The 19,276-nt window shown below is 71.1% G+C and carries 16 protein-coding genes and 1 pseudogene; 3 read left to right on the top strand and 14 right to left on the bottom strand.

The window, feature by feature from the left end:
• From AB0C62_RS41090 to AB0C62_RS41030, 13 genes and pseudogenes are all read right to left on the bottom strand, one after another.
• Positions 1 to 545, bottom strand: a pseudogene (locus tag AB0C62_RS41090) (glucose-6-phosphate isomerase); the annotation flags it as partial.
• Between the two features lie 71 nt (positions 546 to 616).
• Positions 617 to 1,870: an MFS transporter gene (locus tag AB0C62_RS41085; protein WP_362982263.1), complete on the bottom strand. Its 1,254-nt coding sequence runs from the start codon at positions 1,868 to 1,870 to the stop codon at positions 617 to 619.
• 188 nt (positions 1,871 to 2,058) lie between these two features.
• A complete protein-coding gene (locus AB0C62_RS41080; protein WP_003957010.1) occupies positions 2,059 to 2,394 on the bottom strand; it encodes an RNA polymerase-binding protein RbpA in 336 nt (111 codons plus the stop codon).
• 235 nt (positions 2,395 to 2,629) lie between these two features.
• Positions 2,630 to 2,866, bottom strand: a complete 237-nt coding sequence (gene secG, locus AB0C62_RS41075) for a preprotein translocase subunit SecG (protein WP_107482916.1) — start codon at positions 2,864 to 2,866, stop codon at positions 2,630 to 2,632.
• A gap of 98 nt (positions 2,867 to 2,964) precedes the next feature.
• On the bottom strand, positions 2,965 to 3,741 hold the full coding sequence (gene tpiA / locus AB0C62_RS41070; RefSeq protein ID WP_362982261.1) for a triose-phosphate isomerase: 777 nt from the start codon (positions 3,739 to 3,741) through the stop codon (positions 2,965 to 2,967).
• 5 nt (positions 3,742 to 3,746) lie between these two features.
• Positions 3,747 to 4,958: a phosphoglycerate kinase gene (locus tag AB0C62_RS41065; RefSeq protein ID WP_362982259.1), complete on the bottom strand. Its 1,212-nt coding sequence runs from the start codon at positions 4,956 to 4,958 to the stop codon at positions 3,747 to 3,749.
• 127 nt (positions 4,959 to 5,085) lie between these two features.
• Positions 5,086 to 6,096 (bottom strand): type I glyceraldehyde-3-phosphate dehydrogenase, encoded by a 1,011-nt coding sequence (gene gap, locus AB0C62_RS41060; protein WP_362982257.1) that lies wholly within the window; start codon positions 6,094 to 6,096, stop codon positions 5,086 to 5,088.
• Positions 6,097 to 6,289: 193 nt separating this feature from the next.
• Positions 6,290 to 9,247 carry a M14 family zinc carboxypeptidase gene (locus AB0C62_RS41055; RefSeq protein WP_362982255.1) on the bottom strand — a complete coding sequence of 986 codons (2,958 nt, stop codon included), beginning with the start codon at positions 9,245 to 9,247 and terminating at the stop codon, positions 6,290 to 6,292.
• Positions 9,248 to 9,398: 151 nt separating this feature from the next.
• Positions 9,399 to 10,388, bottom strand: a complete 990-nt coding sequence (gene whiA / locus AB0C62_RS41050; RefSeq protein WP_081223786.1) for a DNA-binding protein WhiA — start codon at positions 10,386 to 10,388, stop codon at positions 9,399 to 9,401.
• The gene (yvcK, locus tag AB0C62_RS41045) at positions 10,379 to 11,449 is read right to left on the bottom strand and encodes a uridine diphosphate-N-acetylglucosamine-binding protein YvcK (RefSeq protein WP_362982253.1); all 1,071 of its coding nucleotides are present in this window, start codon (positions 11,447 to 11,449) and stop codon (positions 10,379 to 10,381) included. The genes whiA and yvcK overlap by 10 nt, the downstream gene beginning before the upstream one ends.
• Positions 11,446 to 12,465 carry an RNase adapter RapZ gene (gene rapZ / locus AB0C62_RS41040; RefSeq protein WP_362982251.1) on the bottom strand — a complete coding sequence of 340 codons (1,020 nt, stop codon included), beginning with the start codon at positions 12,463 to 12,465 and terminating at the stop codon, positions 11,446 to 11,448. Before rapZ ends, yvcK begins: the two co-directional genes overlap by 4 nt.
• Positions 12,462 to 14,594, bottom strand: a complete 2,133-nt coding sequence (gene uvrC, locus AB0C62_RS41035; RefSeq protein ID WP_362982249.1) for an excinuclease ABC subunit UvrC — start codon at positions 14,592 to 14,594, stop codon at positions 12,462 to 12,464. Before uvrC ends, rapZ begins: the two co-directional genes overlap by 4 nt.
• A 113-nt stretch (positions 14,595 to 14,707) precedes the next feature.
• Entirely contained in the window at positions 14,708 to 15,085 is a 378-nt protein-coding gene (locus AB0C62_RS41030; RefSeq protein ID WP_362982247.1) for a hypothetical protein, read from the bottom strand.
• Between the two features lie 230 nt (positions 15,086 to 15,315).
• On the opposite strand from AB0C62_RS41030, the gene AB0C62_RS41025 reads away from it, so the two are divergent.
• Positions 15,316 to 16,263 carry a hypothetical protein gene (locus tag AB0C62_RS41025; RefSeq protein WP_362982245.1) on the top strand — a complete coding sequence of 316 codons (948 nt, stop codon included), beginning with the start codon at positions 15,316 to 15,318 and terminating at the stop codon, positions 16,261 to 16,263.
• Positions 16,264 to 16,393: 130 nt separating this feature from the next.
• On the opposite strand, the gene AB0C62_RS41020 is transcribed toward AB0C62_RS41025, so the two are convergent.
• A complete protein-coding gene (locus AB0C62_RS41020) occupies positions 16,394 to 16,822 on the bottom strand; it encodes a Rieske (2Fe-2S) protein (protein WP_362982243.1) in 429 nt (142 codons plus the stop codon).
• Between the two features lie 340 nt (positions 16,823 to 17,162).
• On the opposite strand from AB0C62_RS41020, the gene AB0C62_RS41015 reads away from it, so the two are divergent.
• Both AB0C62_RS41015 and AB0C62_RS41010 read left to right on the top strand, forming a co-directional pair.
• The gene (locus AB0C62_RS41015) at positions 17,163 to 18,230 is read left to right on the top strand and encodes a LacI family DNA-binding transcriptional regulator (RefSeq protein WP_362982241.1); all 1,068 of its coding nucleotides are present in this window, start codon (positions 17,163 to 17,165) and stop codon (positions 18,228 to 18,230) included.
• Positions 18,227 to 19,138: a carbohydrate kinase gene (locus AB0C62_RS41010; RefSeq protein WP_362982239.1), complete on the top strand. Its 912-nt coding sequence runs from the start codon at positions 18,227 to 18,229 to the stop codon at positions 19,136 to 19,138. The genes AB0C62_RS41015 and AB0C62_RS41010 overlap by 4 nt, the downstream gene beginning before the upstream one ends.
• Positions 19,139 to 19,276: the final 138 nt, after the last annotated feature.

The raw sequence follows: 19,276 nt of genomic DNA, 5'->3' as shown, positions 1-19,276 counted from the left end.
CGCACCGTCAGACCACGGTCGGTGAACGGACGCAACACCTCGTAGGCCATCGCCGGACCCAGGTCCGAACCACCGATACCGATGTTCACCACATTACGGATCGGCCGCCCGGTGTGACCGGTCCACTCACCCGACCGCACCCGCCCCGCGAACCCGGCCATCTTGTCGAGCACCGCGTGCACGCCCGGCACGACGTTCTCGCCGTCGACCTCCACGACCGCGTCGGCCGGCGCCCGCAACGCGGTGTGCAGCACCGCCCGGTCCTCCGTCGTGTTGATCTTCTCGCCCCGGAACATCGCGTCCCGCAACCCGAACACACCCGTCGCGGAGGCCAGCTCGCGCAGCAGGCCCAGCGTCCGGTCGTCGACCAGGTGCTTGGAGTAGTCGATGTGCAGATCGCCGACCTGGAGCGTGTAGCCGGAGCCGCGCCCGGGGTCGGCGGCGAACAAGTCCCGCAGGTGGGTGTCCGCGAGGTCCTCGCGGTGCTTGGCGAGAGCGGTCCACTCGGGTGTCTGGTTGAGCCGGGTACGGCTGTCTGCGTTCATCTGGGACTTCCGCCTTCTTCCTGCGTGTGCGCTTGCCTGCCTTGCCCCGCTGCCGGTTCCAACCTAATTGATCAGGACTGGACGTGAGCTGTCGTCACGCCGTCCTCCGGCTCAACAACAGATACGTCCCGCTGGACCGCGGGTATCAGCGAGATGACGGCGAGAGCGAAGAGAACCGCCGCGAACAAGGCCGGTCCGTTCAGTCCGCAGACCGTCGCGGCGGCGCCGCCGAGCAGGGCACCGAGCGGAGCGCCCGAGGTCGAGGCGGTGCGGAACGCCGAGCTGACGCGCCCCACCATGGCGGCGGGACTGCGCTGCTGCATCAGCGTGACCTGGTTGACGTTCCACACCATGTTCATCAGGCCCATCAGCAGCATGGCCAGGACGAGCGCGTCCATTCGGCGGACCGTGCCCATGACCACGAGCGAGATCGTCTGCACCGTCCCGCCCAGCAGCAGGGCGCGGGCCCGCCCGAACAGGCGGGCGACACGCTGGGCGACGAAACCGCCGCAGAGGCTGCCCGCCGCGTACGCCGTCATCGCCGCCGCGTATCCCGCGTTCCCCGCGTGCAGCCAGCGCGTCACGTGCAGGACCAGGGTGCCGATCAGCGCGCCCATGCCGACGTTGCACAGCAGGGTGGCCGTGCAGGTCGCCCGCAGGACCCGGTCGCCCCACAGGGTGCGCAGTCCCTCGGCCACCTCCCTGCGCAGCGTGCTGCCGTCCGGCCGCGGCGTCCGCTCGGGCCCCTGGACGCGCAGGGAGGCGACCAGCGCTGCCGCGAGCAGGTAGGAGGTGGCGTCGGCCGCGAACGGCAGGGCGGCTCCGGCGGTCAGCAGCAGCGGCACCAGGGGGCTCGCGAGCAGGCCGCCGGCGAGCTGCTGCCCGGTCATCAGCCGTGCGTTGGCGCTGCCGAGCGCCGCGCGGTCCACCAGGGACGGGAGCAGAGCGGTGGACGCGTTGTCGAAGAGGGTCTGGAGGGTCGTCAGAGTGAAGGCGAGGGCGATGAGCAGCCCGATCGACGCGTGTCCGAGTCCGACGGCCAGAGCGAAACAGGCGACCAGGGCTCCGCGCACGGTGTCGACGGCCCACATGGCGCGCCGCTGGTCCACCCGGTCGGCGAGCGCCCCGCCGAGCAGTCCGAACAGCAGCCACGGCAGATAGCCGCAGGCCGTGACGGAGGCGATGACGAACGGATCGTCGCTGAGCCCGACGGCGATCAGCGGCAGCGTGGCCGTGCGCAGGGCGTCCCCGAAGCGCGACACCACGGCCGCGCTCCACAGTCGCCCGAATCCCCCGCGCCACGCGGGTGCCGCCGCTCCCGTCATCTCCGCCGCCGCCACAACGCCCCCTCCGGTCCGGCCACTTCACGAACCGTAGAGGGCGGCACTGTCAACCGGGTCCCACCAGGGGATTCGGGCATGCAGAGGGCCGGCGACGGGGCGGGGCCCCGGCCGGCGGGCCGTCGGGAAACGGCTCCGGCCAGGCACCTGGGTGCCCGGCCGGTTGTCAACTTCTAAATCTCGCCCCGCAGTTTGGCGAGCGCCTCGGCGAGGATCGCCTCGCCGTCCGCGTCGCTGCGCCGCTCCCGTACGTACGCGAGGTGCGTCTTGTACGGCTCGGTGCGCGGCGGGTCCGGCGGATTGTCCCGGTCCTGTCCGGCGGGGAAGCCGCAGCGCGGGCAGTCCCAGGTGTCGGGGACCTGCGCGTCGCTGGCGAAGCTGGGCTGCGTCTCATGCCCGTTGGAGCACCAGAAGGAGATGCGCAGCCGCGGCGCGGACTCGCCGCGCTCGGCCTCGCCCATCGGCCCCGCCCCGACCCGGCTTCCTCGGATCGCGTTGCCACTTGCCACGGTCGTAACTCCCTGCGTGATGGTGCCGCGAAGCGAGTCGGCGTGACGCTTCGCTGCGAGCGCCTCAGTCTACGTACGGCCCAACGCGCGTCCAGTGATTGGCGTTACATCCCCACCCCTAGACGCAAGCCCCATGATAGGCGGCGCTTGGGGGCGCGTACCGGACATGGGGCCTTACGTGCGGAATGTGCTTGCGTTATGTGCAGTTGTGCTGCGTACCGTTGTCGGCGGGCGATCAGTTGTTGATCTTCATGAGGACGCCGAGCACGACGATGCACGCGAACCAGAGAACGCCGAGCACCACGGTGATGCGGTCGAGGTTGCGCTCGGCGACCGAGGAACCACCGACGGACGACTGCATGCCGCCACCGAACATGTCGGAGAGGCCGCCGCCCTTTCCCTTGTGCATCAGCACGAGCAGCATCAGCAGCAGGCTGAAGACGATCAGGGCGATCGAGAACCCCAAAACCACGGCTGGACCAACTTCCTCGGAACTGGATGGACGACGGGGGCCCGGTGCCTGGGCACCAGACCCCCGCAAGGGTACGACGAATCGCCGCTACCGCATACTTACTGGTCGCGGAACCGGGCGATCTTGACGAACTCTTCGGCGTCGAGCGACGCGCCACCGACCAGAGCGCCGTCGATGTCGGGCTTCGCCATGATCTCGGCGACGTTCCCGGACTTCACCGAGCCGCCGTACTGGATACGGACCTTGTCGGCCAGCTCCTGGGAGTACAGCTCGGCCAGCTTGGCGCGGATCGCGGCGCAGACCTCCTGGGCGTCGTCGGCGCCGCAGACCTTGCCGGTGCCGATGGCCCAGACGGGCTCGTACGCGATCACGACGGACTCGGCCTGCTCGGCCGGGAGGTCCTTGAGACCGCCCTCGACCTGCGACAGCGTGTGGGCGACGTGGTTGCCCGCCTCGCGGACGTCCAGTTCCTCGCCGACGCACAGGATCGGGGTCAGACCGTGCTTGTAGGCGGCCTTGACCTTGGCGTTCACGATCTCGTCCGTCTCGGCGTGGTACTGGCGGCGCTCGGAGTGGCCGATGGCCACGTACGTGCACTTCAGCTTGGCCAGCATCGAGCCGGAGATCTCGCCGGTGTAGGCACCGGAGTCGTGCGCCGAGATGTCCTGGGCGCCGTACTTGATCTTGAGCTTGTCGCCGTCGACCAGGGTCTGCACGGAGCGCAGGTCGGTGAAGGGCGGCAGGACGGCGACCTCGCAGGCCTCGTAGTCCTTGTCCGCCAGGGCGAAGGCGAGCTTCTGGACGTGCGCGATGGCCTCGAGGTGGTTGAGGTTCATCTTCCAGTTGCCCGCCATCAGCGGCGTGCGCGTGCTCATGTAGGTCAGTCCTCCAGTGCGGCGAGGCCGGGGAGCGTCTTGCCCTCGAGGTATTCGAGGGAGGCGCCGCCACCGGTCGAGATGTGGCCGAATGCGTTTTCGTCGAAGCCCAGGATGCGGACGGCCGCGGCGGAGTCGCCACCGCCGACGACCGTGAAGGCCGGGGAGTCGAGCAGTGCCTGGGCGACCGCCCTGGTGCCCTCGGCGTAGTCGGGGTGCTCGAAGACGCCCATCGGGCCGTTCCAGAAGACGGTGGCCGCGTCGGCGAGCTTCGAGGCGTACAGCTTGCGGGACTCGGGGCCGATATCGAGACCGAGCTGGTCGGCCGGGATGGCGTCCGCGGCGACGGTGCTGGGGCTGGAGGGGGCCTTCGTCTTCAGGTCCGGGAACTCCGGGGCCACCACGACGTCGACGGGAAGAACCAGCTCGACGCCGTTCTTCTCGGCGCGCTCGATGTACTCCTGGACGACCGGGATCTGGTCCTCCTGGAGCAGCGAGGTGCCGACCTCGTAGCCCTTGGCCTTGAGGAAGGTGAAGACCATGCCGCCGCCGACGAGGAGCTTGTCGGCCTTGCCGAGCAGCTGGTCGATGACGGCCAGCTTGTCGGAGACCTTGGAGCCGCCGAGCACGACCACGTAGGGGCGCCGGACGTCCTCGGTGAGCTTCTTCAGGACGCCGACCTCGGTGGCGATGAGGTAGCCGGCGTAGTGCGGCAGGCGGGCCGGGAGGTCGTACACGGAGGCGTGCTTGCGGTGCACGGCGCCGAAGCCGTCACCCACGTAGACGTCGGCCAGGGCCGCGAGCCGGTCGGCGAACTCGCCGCGCTCGGCGTCGTCCTTGGACGTCTCGCCGGGGTTGAAGCGGAGGTTCTCGATGACCGCGACCTGGCCGGGCTCCAGGCCGTTCACGGCGTCGTGGGCGGCGGGGCCGACCGTGTCCTGCGCGAACGCCACGGGGGCGCCCAGCAGTTCACCGAGGCGCTCGGCGGGCTGCAGCAGGGAGAACGCCGGGTCCGGGGCGCCCTTGGGGCGGCCCAGGTGCGAGGCCACGATCACCTTGGCGCCCGCGTCGGCGAGCGCCTTGACGGTGGGCAGGACGGCGCGGATGCGGCCGTCGTCGGTGATGAGTCCGTCGGCCAGCGGCACGTTGAGGTCGGCGCGGACGAAGACCCGCTTTCCGTCCACGCCCTCGGCGAGAAGTTCGTCGATCGTCTTCATGAAAGGTCTCCTAGGAAGGCTCTTCGGATCCGGGAGGGCGGATCGATCGGTACGTGGCACAGGGCCCGGACAGCGCGGCTCTGCGCTGCCCGGGCCCTGTCTCACATCGAGGTGCCTGCTCCGGGACTTAGAGCTGGCCGCCGACGAAGACCGTGAGGTCGACGAGGCGGTTGGAGTAGCCCCACTCGTTGTCGTACCAGCCGAGGATCTTCACCGAGGTGCCCTCCTGGACCATGGTCAGGGAGGAGTCGAAGGTGCAGGACGCCGGGTCGCCGACGATGTCCGAGGAGACGATCGGGTCCTCGGTGTACGTCAGGTAACCCTTGAGGTCGCCGTCCTCGGAGGCCTTCTTGAACGCGGCGTTGACCTCGTCCTTGGTGACCTCGCGCTGGAGGGTCACGACGAGGTCGGTGGCCGAGCCGGTCGGGACCGGGACGCGCATCGCGATGCCGTCCAGCTTGCCCTTGAGCTGCGGGAGGACCAGGGCGGTGGCCTTCGCGGCACCGGTCGTGGTCGGGATGATGTTCTCGGCGGCGGCGCGGGCGCGGCGCAGGTCCGAGTGCGGGAAGTCCAGGATGCGCTGGTCGTTCGTGTACGCGTGGACCGTCGTCATCAGGCCCTTGACGATGCCGAAGTTCTCGTCGAGAACCTTGGCCATCGGCGCCACACAGTTGGTGGTGCAGGAGGCGTTGGAGATGATGTTGTGCTTCGACGCGTCGTACTTGTCCTGGTTGACGCCCATCACGATGGTGATGTCCTCGTCCTTGGCCGGAGCCGAGATGAGGACCTTCTTGGCGCCGCCGGCGATGTGCTTCTCGGCGTCGGCCTTCTTCGTGAAGATGCCCGTCGACTCGATGACGATGTCGACACCGAGGTCGCCCCACGGGATGTCCGCGGGGTTGCGCTCGGACAGGACCTTGATGGTGTGGCCGTCGACGGTGATCGTGTCGGCGGTGTGCGACACCTCGGCCTTGAGGCGGCCCAGGATGGTGTCGTACTTGAGCAGGTGAGCGGTGGTCGCGGTGTCACCCAGGTCGTTGACAGCCACGATCTCGATGTCAGCACCCTGCTCCAGCAGCGCGCGGAAGTAGTTACGACCGATGCGGCCAAAGCCGTTGATGCCTACGCGGATCGTCACGAACCGATCTCCTCGTTAGGTACGCGCCGACTCAGATGTCGGCGAGTTGTATGGGATGTCCCCGACCGCCTACGACCCTACCTCCCTGAGGCCCACGGAGTGACATCGAGTAGGGCCATACACGGCAGGGCGGTCCGTACCCGCCAGTAGGGGTACGGACCACCCGCGCTGTTCACGCGTTTGTCACGCAGAGTCAGCGCCTTAGTGCGGAGAGGGCCTTTCCGATCAGGGCCGCACGGTCGGCCGCCGCGGTGAGGTGCTCCAGGCCGAAACCGAGGAGCACGGTGTCGCGGGTGGTGACCGCCCCGTACGTCTTGAACAGCTCTCCGGTGCGCGTCCAGTCCCGCAGGACGGCCGGGCTGCCCGGGGGCGGTCCGGCGACGGCCCAGGGGCCGAAGGACGTCTCGAAGCCCTCCGTCGCGGTGGCGGTGCCGCCGACGACGAGGGAGGCGTCGTCGACGAGGAGGCCGTGGCCGCCCGCGCTCGGGTCACTGATGTAGCTGAACGACACCTCGATCGACCGGCCCGCGTACGCGCTCAGGTCGAAGGAGACCTGCTGCCAGCCGCTGGAGGCGCCGGTGAGGCTGTTCCAGGCGCCGCTGGTGCCGGTGGCGGCGCAGCCGGACGCGTCCACGGTGAGGTAGTGCCGGATCCACGGGTGCTCCCGTGCGAGGAAGCCGGCCTCGCACTCGGCGGGAACGGTGGCCGAGGTGGCGCCGCCCGCCTCCGGGAGCGTGGTCCAGTCGTCGGCGCCCGTCGTGTGGACCTCGACGACCGCGTGGTCGTAGCCGGGCTCGGTGTCCCACAGGAGCTGGGAGCGCAGCGTCGGCCGGTCCGCGGCGGAGACACCGGTGAGGTCGACGGTGCGGGTGAGGCGCTTGTAGGCGTCGTCGGTGTGCACGGCGGCGGCCATGAAGGAGCCCGCGTAGGGCCCGTACGGGTTGACGGTCCCGGCGAACTGGCCCGCTCCCGCGCTGGTGGCGAACTGCGGGTACTGCGCGGCGGACAGCGAGTCCGAGGTGACGCTGTACGTGCCCGCCGCGTTCAGCGGGTTGCCCGGCGTGTCGCCGAGCGCTCCGGTGGCGCCGGCGAGCCGGCCCGAGCCGGTGAAGCCGTTGGCGCCCGGGGTGGACGTGCGGGAGTAGGCGCCGAGGTAGTACTGGCTGAAGTCGTTCGAGAGGGTGCCGCCGCCGAGGTCGACGCTGCCGCCGGCCTGCTCGCCCGCCTCGACCAGCTTGCCGCCCTCGTTGAGGAAGGCGCGCAGCTGGAGCTGGGTGGCGTTGCCGGGGCGCGGGGCGCCGGTGTAGTGGACGACGGTGTCGAAGTGGCCGAGGACGCCGAGCGCGTCGGGCGCGCCCTGGGTGGCGACGTCCCAGACGAGGGCCTTCTTTCCGTTGGCCTTCAGCGCGTCGACGTACGTCTGGGCCTGGGTGGCGGTGGCGCCCTCCTCGGCGACGACGAGGACGTCGGCGCGCGGCCGGTCGGCGACGGTGTAGGTGAAGTGCGGACCGGAGGTGGGTTTCCCGCTCCTGGTCTCGCCGGTGAACCAGACCTCGACCTTGTCGCCCGGGTCGCCGTCCTTGACCTTGGCGCGGTACTCGTCGAAGTAGAGGTTGTCGTCGCCGCCGTACGTCTCGCCGCCCTTCCAGGGCTTGAGCGCCATGTCACGGGTGCGGCCGCCGTCGACGCGGTACTTCAGCTCCTTGTCGCGCACCGATCTGCGGGCGACGACGGAGACCTCCTGGTCGGCGCCGCGGGAGTACGACGTGGCGAAGGCGGCGGGGGTGAAGTCGGGGGCGTCGAGGCCGACCGAGGAGGACGGCCGGTCCGGGTGGGCCGCGGTCTCGGCCACGGAGAGCGCGAACGGGACGTTCTTCTCGAATTCCTGCCGGATCAGTTTCTCGTCGTCCGGGAAGGTGAAGACCGAGGCGCAGTCGGCCGCGTTCCAGGCGTCGTCCGGGTCGAGGTCCGACGCGGTCTGGCAGGTCGACATCTCGGGGGTGAACATCGCCGTGCCGTTGACGTTGCCGGCGTGTCCGTCCGCCTCGCCGTTGGTGGTGTACAGCTCCGAGGAGACCTGCGGATGGTAGCCGGGGATCGCCGAGTTCTCGGGGGTGCCGGCGAGCGCCCTGTAGAGCACGTCGTCCGGGGACGGCGTCGCCACCTGCCAGCCGACTCCGTAGAGGAGCAGTTCGGCGGCGGAGTGGTAGTTGATGCCGTACGTGAAGCCGACGCGCTTCTCGAAGGCGTCGAGGGCCTTGGTCTCGGGCTCGGAACCGGGGCTCGCGCCGCGGTAGGTCTCGCCGGTGGGGTTCGGGGACGACCCCTCGTCGTCGTAGCCCCACTTGTAGGCGAAGTTGCGGTTGAGGTCGACACCGTCACCGGTGGAGATGACGCCGTCGCCGTTGACGTCCCGCAGGTTCTTGCGCCACTGACGGGTGTCCTCGTCCTGGAACGTGTAGTCGTAGCCGTCGGGGTTGGCGGACAGCACGAACCACAGTTCGGTCGAGTCGACGATCTTCCTGACGCGCCGGTCGGTCGCGTAGTTGTCGAGGTAGTAGTGCATCAGCCGCCGGGTCATCTCGGGGGTGATCCACTCGCGTGCGTGCTGGTTGGACATGTACAGCACCGACGGCTTGGCGCCGTCCCTGGTCTTCTTCGCGCCCTTGGTCAGCTTGAGCGCGAGGATGTCCTGGCCGCCGAGGGTCTTGCCGATGGAGACGACCTTGGTGAGACCGGGGTTGGCCTCACCCGTTCTGGTGATCTCCTCCTGGAGGTTGCCCTTCCCGCTGTACGGGCGGAACACCCCCTGCGCGGCGTCGGCGACACGGTTCTCGGCCTTGGCGGAAAGCGTGTGTTCGGTGAGGTCGACGCCCTGTTTCTCCAGCTTCCGGGCCTGCCGGTCGGTGACGTAGACCTCGACCGTGCTCTTCCCGTTCTTCCAGGTGGCGTCGCCGAGTTCGTGTCCGTCCTGACCGGCCGCGAGCAGCAGGGGTACCTGCTGTTTCGTGACCTCGGCGCGGAACACCTTGACGGCGTTCGCGTCGGGCCCGGGCGAACTGCCGTTCTGCGCCTGGGCGATCGGCGCCACGGCGGCGCCGCCCAGCAGGAGCGCGCCGGTAGCGAGGATCGCGCTCGCTCTTCGTCTCATGAGCCCCCCTTGCGATGGTCCGCCACAGCAGCGAACAGATGCCAGGCTCATGACAGTTCATGGTCAAGTCAAGAGCGCCTCAAGAGTGCACAAACGTCGGCGCCGACGTCCCAAGCGGGCGTCGGCACCGGCGTGTTGAGCTTCCGTCAGGTCAGACCGCGAGGTTGTCGGCCATCTCGTCGGAGAGGTTCGACTCGGTCCCGGGGATGCCGAGGTCCTGCGCCCGCTTGTCGGCCATGGCCAGCAGCCGGCGGATCCGGCCCGCGACGGCGTCCTTGGTCAGCGGCGGGTCGGCGAGAGCGCCCAGCTCCTCCAGGGATGCCTGCTTGTGCTCCATGCGCAGCCGTCCGGCGGCCGCGAGGTGCTCCGGCACCTCGTCGGCGAGGATCTCCAGGGCGCGCTGCACCCGGGCCCCGGCGGCGACGGCCGCCCGTGCCGAGCGGCGCAGGTTGGCGTCGTCGAAGTTGGCCAGCCGGTTCGCCGTGGCGCGCACCTCGCGGCGCATCCGGCGCTCCTCCCAGGCCAGCACCGACTCGTGCGCGCCGAGGCGGGTCAGCAGGGCGCCGATCGCGTCCCCGTCACGGACGACGACGCGGTCCACGCCGCGCACCTCACGGGCCTTCGCCGCGATGGACAGCCGGCGGGCGGCGCCGACCAGCGCGAGCGCGGCCTCCGGGCCCGGGCAGGTCACCTCCAGGGAGGAGGAACGTCCGGGCTCCGTGAGGGAGCCGTGCGCCAGGAACGCCCCGCGCCAGGCCGCCTCGGCGTCGCAGGTGGCCCCCGAGACCACCTGCGGCGGCAGGCCGCGGATGGGACGGCCACGGCCGTCCACGAGCCCGGTCTGGCGGGCCAGCTGGTCGCCGCCCGCGACGACGCGCACGACGTAGCGCGAGCCGCGGCGCAGTCCGCCGGGCGCCATCACGATCAGTTCGGAGCTGTGGCCGAAGATCTCGAGAATGTCCCGCTTCAGGCGGCGCGCCGCCATGGCGGTGTCCAGCTCCGCCTCGATCACGATCCGGCCGCTCACCAGGTGAAGGCCGCCGGCGAACCGCAGAATGGCGGAGACCTCCGCCTTTCTGCAGCAGGTCCGGGTGACGGGAAGCCGGGAAATCTCATCCTTCACCGCTGCCGTCATCGCCATGGGCCGATCCTTCCATGCATCCGAAAAATACGGTCGTACGCGGCGGCCAACAGCTCCGGGTCGTGCCGCGGAGATCCGTCGGTCCGGGCCACCGGCGCCAGCTCGACCGCGGCGCCGAGCCGCTTGGCGGCGTCGGCGAGAGAGTCGCGGTCGGGCACGGCGGCCTCGTCGGCCAGCACCACGTCCAGGGCGAGTTTAGGGGCGTGTCGTCCCAAAACCTCCAAATGACGCTGCGGGGAGAAGCCTTCGGTTTCTCCGGGCTGCGGAGCGAGGTTAAGGGAGAGTACCCGGCGCGCCTTCGTCTGGATGAGGGCGTCGAGGAGCTCGGGCACCAGCAGGTGCGGGATCACCGAGGAGAACCAGGAGCCGGGGCCGAGGACCACCCAGTCGGCGTCGAGGACGGCGGCGACGGCCTCGGGCACGGCCGGCGGGTCGTGCGGCACGACCTGCACGGACTGGACCTCGCCCGGGGTGAGCGCCACGGTCGCCTGGCCCCGCACGGTGTCGACGTCCTCGGGCCGGTCCGGGTCGTGCCCCCTGACCAGGGCCTGGAGCTCCAGGGGCACGGCGGACATGGGCAGCACCCGGCCGTGCGCGCCCAGCAGCCTGCCGACCAGGTCGAGGGCCTGGACATGGTCGCCGAGCTGCTCCCACAGGGCCACGATCAGCAGATTGCCGACCGCGTGTTCGTGCAGGTCGCCCTTGGACTGGAAGCGGTGCTGGATGACGCGGGCCCAGGTCTGGCCCCAGTCGTCGTCGCCGCACAGGGCCGCCAGCGCCTTGCGGAGGTCGCCGGGGGGCAGGACGCCCAGTTCGTCGCGCAGGCGCCCGCTGGAGCCGCCGTCGTCGGCCACGGTGACGACGGCGGTGAGGTCGCCGGTGATCCTGCGCAGCGCGGCGAGCGAGGCGGACAGGCCCATGCCGCCGCCGAGGGCGACGACCTTGGGCTGGGCGCCACGGCGGCGCGGCTTGGCGCCGCGCGCCACGTCCGGCCGGCCGGCGCGCTCGCCGGGGGTCTCCCGGCGCAGCCGGTACAGCCGGGAGACAGCACGTCCGGTCACTCGCGCCCCATGTCCCGGTGCACGATCACGGTCTCGACGCCCTGGGAGGCGAGCCGGGCCGCGAGCTTCTCCGAGGTCGCCACCGAGCGGTGCTTGCCGCCGGTGCAGCCGACGGCGATGGTCACGTAGCGCTTGCCCTCGCGCCGGTATCCGGCGGCGATGAGCTGGAGCAGCTCGGTGTAGCGGTCGAGGAACTCCTTGGCGCCGGGCTGGTTGAAGACGTACGCCGAGACCTCTTCGTTGAGGCCGGTGAAGGGGCGCAGTTCCGGGACCCAGTGCGGGTTGGGCAGGAAGCGCATGTCCACGACCAGGTCGGCGTCGACCGGCAGGCCGTACTTGAAGCCGAAGGACATGACGGTGGCCCGCAGCTCGGGCTCCTCGTCGCCCGCGAACTGGGCGTCCATCTTGGCGCGCAGTTCGTGCACGTTCAGGCTGGAGGTGTCGATGACCAGGTCGGCGTCGCCGCGCAGCTCGCGCAGCAGTTCGCGTTCGGCCGCGATGCCGTCCACGATGCGGCCGTCGCCCTGCAGGGGGTGCGGCCTGCGCACGGACTCGAAGCGGCGCACCAGGGCCTCGTCGGATGACTCCAGGAAGACGATGCGCCGGGTGACGTGCTTCGCCTCCAGGTCGGCGAGGGATTCGCGCAGGTTGTCGAAGAAGCGCCGGCCGCGCACGTCGACGACGACGGCGATCCGCGCGACGTTGCCCTGGGAGCGGGCGCCGAGCTCCACCATGGTGGGGATCAGCGCGGGCGGCAGGTTGTCGACGACGAACCAGCCGAGGTCCTCCAGACACTTGGCCGCGGTGGACCGGCCGGCGCCGGACATGCCGGAGATGATCACCAGTTCGGGGATGACCCCGTCCGGGACCGCGGTCGTGGCCGTCTCGGCGCCCGTACCCACGTGTGCTCCGTCTTCCTGTGGTGCTTCGTGCTCTGTTCGGTCCTCGGCCGGCGCGCCGTGGTCTTCCTGCGTCTGCGCCGGGCGTTCCGCTTCGTGCGCGTCGTTCTCGGTCATGTCTCCTGCCCCCGTCGTTCGTCCGAGGCGCCCGCGGTCACGGACTCCTCCACGGGGCCCGCCGTCGTCGCGGGCGCCGCGTCTTCGTCGTCTTCCATGATCTCTCCAGTCGCCGTGTTCACGGCGGGTGCGGCGGGAGCCGCCTGGGCGAGGGCCACGGCGATGGTCTCCGCCGTCTTTCGGCCTATGCCGGGAACCTCGCAGATCTGGTCGATCGTCGCGGAACGCAGCTTCTTCACCGAGCCGAAGTGTTTGATCAGTGCCTGTTTGCGCGACTCGCCGAGGCCGGGCACGTCGTCCAGGGGGCCGGACCTGAAGCGCTTGGCCCGCTTGGCGCGCTGGTAGGTGATCGCGAAGCGGTGGGCCTCGTCCCGGACGCGCTGGAGGAGGTACAGGCCCTCGCTGCTGCGGGGCAGGACCACCGGGTCCTCGTCGTCCGGCAGCCACACCTCCTCCAGGCGCTTGGCGAGCCCGCAGACGGCGATGTCGTCGATGCCGAGTTCGTCGAGGGCCCTCTTGGCGGCGGCGACCTGGGGCCGGCCGCCGTCGACGACGACGAGCTGCGGCGGGTAGGCGAAGCGCTTGGGACGGCCGTCGTCCTCGGTGAAGGTGATCTCGGGAACCTCGCCCCCGGGGGTCCCGTCGGCGTCGGCACCGGGCTCGGAGCCGGCGACGGAGAAGGAGGCCTCGGCGGAGGTGTCCTCGCCGTCCGTCCACTCCCCCGTCTTCTCCTTCTCGACGAGGTAGCGCCGGAAGCGGCGGGTGATCACCTCGTGCATCGACCGGATGTCGTCCTGACCGGCGAAGCCCTTGATCTGGAAGCGCCGGTACTCGCTCTTGCGCTGGAGACCGTCCTCGAAGACGACCATGGACGCCACGACGTCGTCGCCCTGGAGGTGCGAGATGTCGTAGCACTCGATCCGCAGGGGCGCGCTGTCCAGGTCGAGCGCCTCGGCGATCTCCTCCAGGGCCCGCGAGCGGGTGGTGAGGTCGGAGGCGCGCTTGGTCTTGTGCAGGGCGAGGGCCTGGAGCGCGTTGCGCTGCACGGTCTCCATGAGGGCCTTCTTGTCGCCGCGCTGCGGGATGCGGAGCGACACGTTCGACCCGCGGCGCGCGGTGAGCCACTCCTGGACGGGCTCCACCGGATCGGGCAGGGCCGGGACGAGCACCTCCTTGGGGACGGAGTCGCCGGTCTCCTCGCCGTAGAGCTGTTGGGTCGCGTGTTCGACGAGGTCACCGGTGGTCACCGCCTCGACCTTGTCCGTGACCCAGCCGCGCTGGCCGCGTACGCGTCCGCCGCGTACGTGGAAGATCTGCACGGCGGCTTCCAGCTCGTCCTCGGCGACGGCGATGAGGTCCGCGTCGGTCGCGTCGGCGAGCACCACCGCGCTCTTCTCCATGGCCTTCTTCAGGGCCTCGATGTCGTCGCGCAGCCGGGCCGCGCGCTCGTACTCCATCTCCTCGGCGGCTTCCGCCATCTGCTGTTCCTGCCGGCGGATGTACGTCCCGGTGCGCCCGGCCATGAAGTCGCAGAACTCCTCGGCCAGCTCGCGGTGTTCCTCGGGCGAGACCCGTCCGACGCAGGGGGCGGAGCATTTGCCGATGTAGCCGAGGAGGCAGGGGCGGCCGGTGCGGGCGGCGTTCTTGAAGACGCCGGCGGAGCAGGTGCGGACCGGGAAGACCCGCAGCAGCAGGTCCACGGTGTCGCGGATGGCCCACGCGTGCCCGTAGGGGCCGAAGTACCGCACGCCCTTCTTCTTGTGGCCGCGCATCACCTGCACGCGCGGGAACTCCTCGTTCATCGTCACCGCGAGGTAGGGATAGCTCTTGTCGTCGCGGTACTTGACGTTGAACCGGGGGTCGTACTCCTTGATCCAGGAGTACTCCAGCTGGAGGGCCTCGACCTCCGTGGACACGACCGTCCACTCCACGGACGCAGCGGTGGTGACCATGGTGCGGGTGCGCGGGTGCAGGTTCGCCAGGTCCTGGAAGTAGCTCGCGAGGCGCTGGCGCAGACTTTTCGCCTTTCCGACGTAGATCACCCGGCGGTGCTCGTCGCGGAATTTGTACACCCCGGGAGAGTCCGGGATCTGTCCCGGCTTGGGGCGGTAGCTGGAGGGGTCGGCCATGCCACACACCCTACTGGCGTGCGCCGACAGCGCGGCGGGCTCCCGGCCGACGGCAGCGTGCGGGGATGCTGTTCCCGGGCGTCGCCGGCCCTCCCGGGGTGACCGCGGGTCCGTCAGCCGCGGCGGCGGCGCAGGGCCCGCGAGACGCTCAGGAAGAGCGCGACGAGCGCTCCCGCTCCGGCCGCCGCCGACGCGACCACGACGAAGGGGTCGGTCCGCTCGGTCCGCGCGTTCCTGCCCCCGCGGGGACTCTCGTCCCCGGTCCGTCCGTGCTGCCCCGGCACGTCGCCGGCGACGTGCCGTGATGAGACGCCGGTCCCGTCGGCGGTGCCCGCGGCCGTCCCGGCCGGCCCTGAGCGCCCGTGCGCGCGTTCCGCGTACGCCGGCGCGTCGTGACGGACGCCCGCGCGCCCCTCCGCGTGCGCCGCCGGGGCGCCGCCGACGGCGGCCAGCACCACGGCGAGAACGGCGAGTCGTCGTACGGAGCGCATCGCGTTGCTCCCGCTGGGGTCGAGGGGAAGGAGCGCCTACGGGGGCCGAGGTCGGCCATGTTGAGCATCAGGTGTTGTCGGGACTTGGTCAACACGCTTCAATGCGGGGGAACTTGGGGCGTGAACGGCGCAACCCGCGTGTGAACGGTCCCCGCGCGCCCACCAGGCGGCCCGACCATCGCACGAACGGCCTGGTCAGCCGTAGTGAACATTGACAGAAAGGCCCCTGCATGCGGCACGGCACACACCACGCGGACATCGGCACGGCGGAACTGGACACGGCCCTGCGCGGTGGCCCGTTCCATGTCGCGCTGCGTGCCGCGATCGCCGCGCGCGGCCTGCCGTTGCAACGCGTCCAGCACCATCTGTCGCGCTACGGGGTCAAGGTCGGGGTGACGAGCCTGAGTTACTGGCAGCAGGGCGCCCGGCGCCCGCAGCGCCCCGAGTCCCTGCGGGCCGTCCGCGCCCTGGAGGAGATACTCCAGCTGCCGGACGAGTCCCTCATACGCCTGCTGGCCAAGGCCGAGGAGCGCGCCGATCCGGAACGTCCCACCGGCCGCTCCTACCGCTCCCTGGTGGAGGCGTCCGGCGTCCTGGAGCGGCTGCTCGCCGAGCTGGAGTCCCCTCTCGACGGCGGTCTGCACACCATCGGCCATCACGAGCGGGTCCGCATCGGCGCCCGTCGCGAACTGCTCGGCCGCGAGTCGCAGCACATCGTGCGCGCCCACAAGGACGGCGTCGACCGCTATGTGGCCGTCCACCACGGCGACCCGGGATGCGCCCCGGAGAGCACGGCGGTCCGCGCCCTGGAGAACTGCCGTACGGGCCGGGTGCGCTGGCACCACGACACGGGGATCCTCGTCGCCGAACTCCTCTTCGATATCCGGCTCCGAGCAGGCGATACGTTTCTCTTCCGCTACGGCTTCGAGGACGGGACAGCCGGGGCGTCCACCGAGTACGTCCGCGGGTTCGGCTTCGCCGGCGGCCAGTACGCGCTCCAGGTGCACTTCGCCGAGGACGCGCTTCCCGTGCGCTGCCATCGCTTCACCCAGCACTCGGCGGCGGCGCCGCGCAGCGGCCGCCAGGAGCTCACGCTGAGCGGCCGCCACCACTCGGTGCACCTGGTCGAACCGCGGGTCCGGTCGGGGATCGTGGGCATCGGGTGGGACTGGGAGTGAGCGGTCGCCCACTCGGGACGTGACCGCCTCGGGACGTGACCCCGCTCGGCGAGGACCGTGGACAGCGGCTCGAAGCGTCCCTCCGCCGCCCGGGTCTCCCGAGCGGCGGCTCAGGTCTCCCGACCGGCGCTCAGGCCTCCGGACCGGCGACGATCTTGCCGTTCTTCGCCTCGACGGACAGCGCGTTGAGCGGCTCGGTGGCCGGCGCCCGCAACACCTTGCCCGTCCGCGCGTCGAACTCGCTTCCGTGGCACGGGCACACGAGTGTCGTGCCGTCCAGCTTGTTGATGGCGCATCCGGCGTGTGTACAGATCGAACTGAACGCCTTGAGCGAACCGTCCTCGGAACGGCTGACCACGACCTTCTGGTCCTGGTACAGCTCGGCACCGCCCTTGGCGACCTCGCTCTCCGCGCCCAGCACGACCGGGGCGGTCGGTGTCGCGGGCGCTCCCCCTCCGCCGCCACCCCCGGAGCACGCGGCGAGGCCGAGCCCGGCGACCGGCGTGAGCGCCGCTCCCCTCAGGACGGTGCGACGGCTCGCGGACGGACGGCCCGGCATGGCATCTCCACTGGTCTAGGCGGTTCTTCGGTGACTGCGCGGATGCTCCGCCCGGCGTGACACGGGGGTCGCAGGGCGACGATACCGGCACAGATCGTTCCGCCCGACGCCGGGTGATCGCGCTACGCCCGCCCGCGCACCCGCTCGCGCCCGGGCCGAAGCGCGCACACGGATCCCCTGCGTAAGCGTTTACGTGTGTCGCCGGATGGGATAGCTTCGCAGGCGGACGGCAGGCTGCGTACCTCACGGGACCATCGGGTCGCGGACGGAACGGCGGCCCGTCGGCGGCGGGACGGCGACGTCCACGGCGCGAACCACCAGGTCCCGGGGAGGGAACGCCATGGCGACGATGGTCGACGTGGCCCGGCGTGCGGGCGTGTCCATCGCGACGGTGTCGCACGTCCTGAACGACACCCGCCCGGTGCTGCCGCAGACACGCCAGGCCGTTCTCGACGCCATCGACGCACTGGGCTACACGCCCAACACCCTGGCCCGTTCGCTCGTCACCTCGCGCACCCGGTCCATCGGGCTCGCCGTCTCGGCGATCAGCAACCCGTACTTCACGGAGATCCTGCAGGGTGTGGAGGCCCGCGCCCTGGAGAGCGGCTACAGCCTGCTCATCGCCGATCCGCACGACGACCCGGAGCACGAGCGGAAGGTGGTCCAGCTGCTGCACGAGCGGCGTGTGGACGGCATGATCATCGCTCCCTCGGCGACTCCGGACGCCCTGCTGGGCTATCTCCGGCGACACGCCGTACCCACCGTGTTCCTGGACCGGCTGGTGCGCTCCCCCGCCGGGAGCGACTTCCGCCACGACCAGGTCGGCACCGAGAACACCGCGCCCGTGACGACCCTCGTCACCCATCTCGCGGGACGGGGGCACCGGCACATCGGCCTTGTCGCCGGGCTGCCGGGCCTCAGCACCACGGCCGAGCGGATCACGGGGTACCGGCTCGGCCTCGCCCACGCCGGACTCCCCTACGACGAACGGCTCGTCGCGCACGGCGAGTCCCAGGCGGACACGGCCGAGCGTGCCACCCACCGGCTGCTGTCCCTCACGGCGCGGCCGACCGCCCTCGTCACCGCCAACAACGCGATGACCATCGGCGCACTGCGGGCACTGCGCGAACGAGGACTGTCCGTACCGAAGGACCTGGCCCTCTGCTGTTTCGACGACTTCTCCTGGGCGGATCTGTTCAGCCCCGGGCTCACCGCGATCGCCCAGCCCAGCAGGGAGATCGGCGCCCGCGCCGTCGAGTTGCTCCTGGAGCGGCTGGCGGAGCCGGGGCGTGAGAGCCGCACCGTGCGGCTGCCCGCCGCCTTCGTCCACCGCACCTCGTGCGGCTGTCCCGACCGCTCCACGCTCCCCGCGAGCCATGAGGCCCCCAGGAAAGGAACCGCGTCGTGATCGTCGTCGCCGGTGAGGCCCTGATCGATCTGGTGCCGCAGGGCGCGGGCGCCCTGGCGGGCCTGCTGCCACGTCTGGGCGGCGGCCCCTACAACACGGCCGTGGCGCTCGGCCGCCTCGGCTCCCCCACCGCCTTCTGCTCCCGCGTCTCGCGCGACGCGTTCGGCGAGGCGCTCCTGGACGGGCTGACCGGAGCGGGCGTCGACGTGTCGTCCGTGCAGCGCGGCGCCGAACCGACCACGCTGGCCGCCGCCACGATCGGCCCGGACGGCTCGGCCGCGTACTCCTTCTATGTCGAGGGCACGGCGGACCGTCTCTTCTCGGCCCCCGCCGCGCTCCCCGACGCCACGCGGGCCGTGTCCTTCGGTACCTGTTCCCTCGTGCTGGAACCGGGCGCGAGCGCCTACGAGGAGCTGATGCGCAAGGCCGCCGCGCAGGGCGTGTTCACCGCGCTCGACCCGAACATCCGCGCCGGTCTGATCCCGGATCCGGACGCCTACCGCGCCCGGTTCCTGAGCTGGCTGCCCTCGGTGTCCCTGCTGAAGCTGTCCGAGGAGGACGCCGCGTGGCTCGGCGGCACACCCCGGGAGTGGCTGGCCGCAGGCCCGGCGGCCGTGGTGGTGACCCGGGGCGGCGACGGTCTCACCGCCTTCACCCGGGACGGCTCGGTGCACTCCGTGCCCGGCGAGGCGGTGGAGGTCGTGGACACCATCGGAGCGGGTGACACCGTGAACGCGGCGCTGCTGCACGGCCTGGCCGCCCGGGACGCCCTGTCCCCGGCGGCGACCGCCGAGCTGGGTCCGCAGGGCTGGACCGACCTCCTGCGCTTCGCGGCCCGCGCGGCGGCGATCACCTGCTCGCGGGCGGGGGCGGAACCGCCGTACGCCTCGGAACTCGGCGGTCCGTGACACCGGGTGGCACCCGTCCGTCCGGTCCGCGCCCGTGGTGGCGATCCACGGGAACCGCGGTCTGGCACACGGCGGCGAACCCAGACACGACACGGCGGCGCCCCGCGGAGAGATCCGCTCGTCAGCGGCCAGGTGGCC

The organism is Streptomyces sp. NPDC048643 (genome assembly GCF_040650615.1).
In the GTDB taxonomy this organism is placed as follows: Bacteria; Actinomycetota; Actinomycetes; order Streptomycetales; family Streptomycetaceae; genus Streptomyces.
The sequence above is the reverse complement of the archived record's forward strand: the minus strand, read 5'-3'. Positions and strand labels throughout refer to the sequence as shown.